We start from the raw sequence: 3,146 nt of genomic DNA on the forward strand, positions 1-3,146 counted from the left end.
CGGCTTCCTCGGCCCCAACGGCTCGGGCAAGACGACGACGATCCGGATGCTGCTCGGGCTCATCGCGCCGACCGCGGGCCGCGCGCGCGTGCTCGGCGGCGAAATGCCGGGCGCGGGGCGCCGGGTGCTGCCGCACGTCGGCGCGCTCATCGAGGGCCCCGCCCTCTACGGCTTCCTCTCGGGCCGCGACAACCTGCGCCGTCTCGACGCCGCCGACCCCACCGCCTCCCGCGCCGACCGCGAACGCCGCGTCACCGAGGCCCTGGAACGCGTCGGGCTCACCCCCGCCGCGCACCGCAAGGCCCGTACGTACTCGCTCGGCATGAAGCAGCGCCTCGGCCTCGCCGCCGCGCTGCTCCGCCCCCGCCGCCTCCTCGTCCTCGACGAGCCGACCAACGGCCTCGACCCGCAGGGCATGCGCGAGATCCGCGCGCTCGTCCGGTCCCTGGCCGCCGAGGGCACGACCGTCTTCCTCTCCTCGCACCTGCTCGACGAGATCGAGCAGGTCTGCGACCACGTCGCCGTCATGGCGGCGGGCCGCCTGCGCGCCCAGGGCCCGGTCGCCGAACTGCTCGCGGCGCGCACGGCCCGCGTGACGGTGACGACGGCCGACACCGAGGAGGCGGTACGGGTCCTCGCGGCGCACGGCGTCGAGGACGTACGCCCCGACGGTCCCGACCGGCTCAGCGGCGAGCCACCCGCCGGGCTCGACCCGGCCGCGCTCAACGCGGCGCTGGTCGGCGCGGGGGTGCGGGTGCGGGCCTTCGGGACCGAGGCGATCACCTTGGAGGAGAGGTTCGTGGAACTGACGGGCGAGGGCTTCGATGGCGGACGCTGAACACGCGGGGACGAGGACGGGGACGGACGCGGGACGCGAGGGCGTCGAGCCTCCGGTGGCCGGGCGCGGGGGCGCCGGGCGCGGGGCCGCCGGGGGTGCGGGCGTGCCCCGTACCCGTACCTTCCCCTCCCTCCCCGGCTCCGGGCTCCTCGCCAGCGAGCTGCGCACGACCTTCCGCCGGGGCCGCACCCTCGCCCTGCTCGGCGTGCTCGCCGCGATCCCCGTGCTCATCGGGATCGCCGTGCGGATCGAGACGGGCGGCGGGGGCGGCGCGGACGCGCACGGCGGCGACGGACCGGCCTTCGCCTCGCAGATCACCAACAACGGCCTCTTCCTCGTCTTCACGGCACTCGCCGCGACGCTCCCCGTCTTCCTGCCGATGGCGGTCGGCGTCGTGGCGGGCGACGCGGTCGCGGGCGAGGCGAGCGCGGGGACGCTGCGCTACCTGCTCGTCGCACCCGCAGGACGGACGAGGCTCCTCCTCACGAAGTACGGGGCCGTCGCGGTCTTCTGCGCGGCGGCGACCGGCGTCGTGACCCTCGCCGCGCTCCTCACCGGGCTCGCGCTCTTCCCGGCCGGGGACCTCACGACGATCTCCGGCACCCGCATCGGCTTCGGCGAGGGCCTGGGACGCGCGCTGCTCATCGCGCTCGTCGTGGCGGCCTCGCTGCTCGGCGTCGCCGCGCTCGGCCTCTTCGTCTCGACGCTGACCAACAGCGGCATCGCGGCGATGGCGACGACGGTCGGGCTCGTCATCACCGTCCAGATCCTCGACGTGATCCCGCAACTCTCCGCGCTCCAGCCGTACTTCTTCTCGCACCACTGGCTCGCCTTCGCCGACCTCGTCCGCGACCCCCTCCTGTGGGACGACACCGTGAAGAACCTGGGCCTCCAGGCGGTCTACGTGGCGCTCTTCGGCTCGCTGGCCTGGGCGCGGCTGGGTACGAAGGACATCACGACCTGAGACAACCCCCGCAAGGACACCGGAAGTTCACCCACCGCCCGGTTTCTCCTCACCGGGCGCTCCACAGCCACCGAAAAGGTTTTCCCCTCGGTGGCCGCACCCTGCCGCCACCCCGTGCCGCAGGAGACCCTCGCGATGACGAGCGCCCCGCCGAGACACGCCAAACCCGCCGACCCGGCGAACCCCGACCCGGCGGACTCCGGGCCGACGACCCCCGGCCCCGTACCGGCCACCCCCGCCGCCAAGGCCCGCGACCCCTGGTACGACAACACGCGCTTCGTCGCGGCGACCCTCATCGTGGTCCTGCACACGATCGGCAGCATCATGAGCAGCCATGGCGTGCTGCACGCCTTCAACGTGGCCGCCTGGGCGTTCCGCGTCCCCGCCTTCGTCGTGCTCGCCGGGGTCTTCAGCAGTCCGGGCCCGCTCGACCCCCGCCGCCTGCGCAACCTCCTGCGCACCATAGCCCTGCCCGCACTCGTCTTCAGCCTGCTGTTCTCGCTGGAGTCGTACGCGCTGGGCAAGCCCTTCACGCTCCACATCGCGCAGCTCCCGTGGACCCTGTGGTTCCTCATGTCGCTGTTCTGCTGGCGGCTGCTGCTGCCGCTCGTCGTGCAGTTGCGGTACCCACTGCTCACGACGACGGCGGTGTCCCTCGCGCTCGGCTACTTCGACGAGTTCGGCATGATGTTCTCCGCGAGCCGCACCCTCGTCTACCTGCCGCTCTTCTACTTCGGCTGGCGGCTCGGCAAGGGCCTGGGACGAGGGTGGCTGGAGAGCCGCTGGAGCCTGCCGCTCGCGGTCGCGGGGGTGCTCGGCGCGGGCCTCGCGGCGTGGCGCTGGCACCGCGACATCCCGGGCACGTGGCTGTCGATGCGGCACCCGTACAAGGCGGACACGTGGCTCGGCATGGAGGGCGCCTGGCTCGTACGGCTCGCGGTCCTGGTGGTGGCGGCCTTCCTCGTCCTGTGCCTCATGCGCCTGATCCCGAAGCGCCGCCTCCCGCTGATCTCGGCGATGGGAGCGGGCGGCTTCACGGTCTACCTCCTGCACCCGCTGGTCATCATGCCGCTGCGGGAGAAGGGGCTCATCGAGCGCGCCGACACGACGGTGGAGCTGATCGCCCTCCTCCTGGCGGGGGTCGCCCTCACCACCGTCCTGGCCTCGACCCCGGTCCGCCGCCTGGTCCGGCCCCTGACCAGCCCCTCGGCACGGTGGCTCCTGGCGCCGGAGGGCGAGGGGCGGCGGGGGTGAGGGCGCGGCGGGGGTGAGGGGGCGGCCGGGGGAGGGGCGCCGGGCGGGACGCCGTGCGAGCCGGGCGCCCGGCGGAGCGGCGCTGGCGGC

At 74.3% G+C, this 3,146-nt stretch carries 3 protein-coding genes; all 3 read left to right on the top strand.

Going from position 1 to position 3,146, the window contains the following annotated elements; all coding sequences use genetic code 11:
• On the top strand, positions 1-838 hold an 838-nt coding region (locus G3I42_RS33630; protein ID WP_164291454.1), incomplete at its 5' end, for an ABC transporter ATP-binding protein.
• Positions 825-1,802, top strand: a complete 978-nt coding sequence (locus G3I42_RS33635; protein WP_203607686.1) for an ABC transporter permease — start codon at positions 825-827, stop codon at positions 1,800-1,802. The genes G3I42_RS33630 and G3I42_RS33635, both read left to right, overlap by 14 nt.
• Positions 1,803-1,892: 90 nt before the next feature.
• Positions 1,893-3,056, top strand: a complete 1,164-nt coding sequence (locus G3I42_RS33640; protein ID WP_164291455.1) for an acyltransferase family protein — start codon at positions 1,893-1,895, stop codon at positions 3,054-3,056.
• Positions 3,057-3,146 lie beyond the last annotated feature (90 nt).

The sequence above is a fragment of the Streptomyces sp. SID11385 genome, assembly GCF_010548245.1.
Lineage (GTDB): Bacteria > Actinomycetota > Actinomycetes > Streptomycetales > Streptomycetaceae > Streptomyces.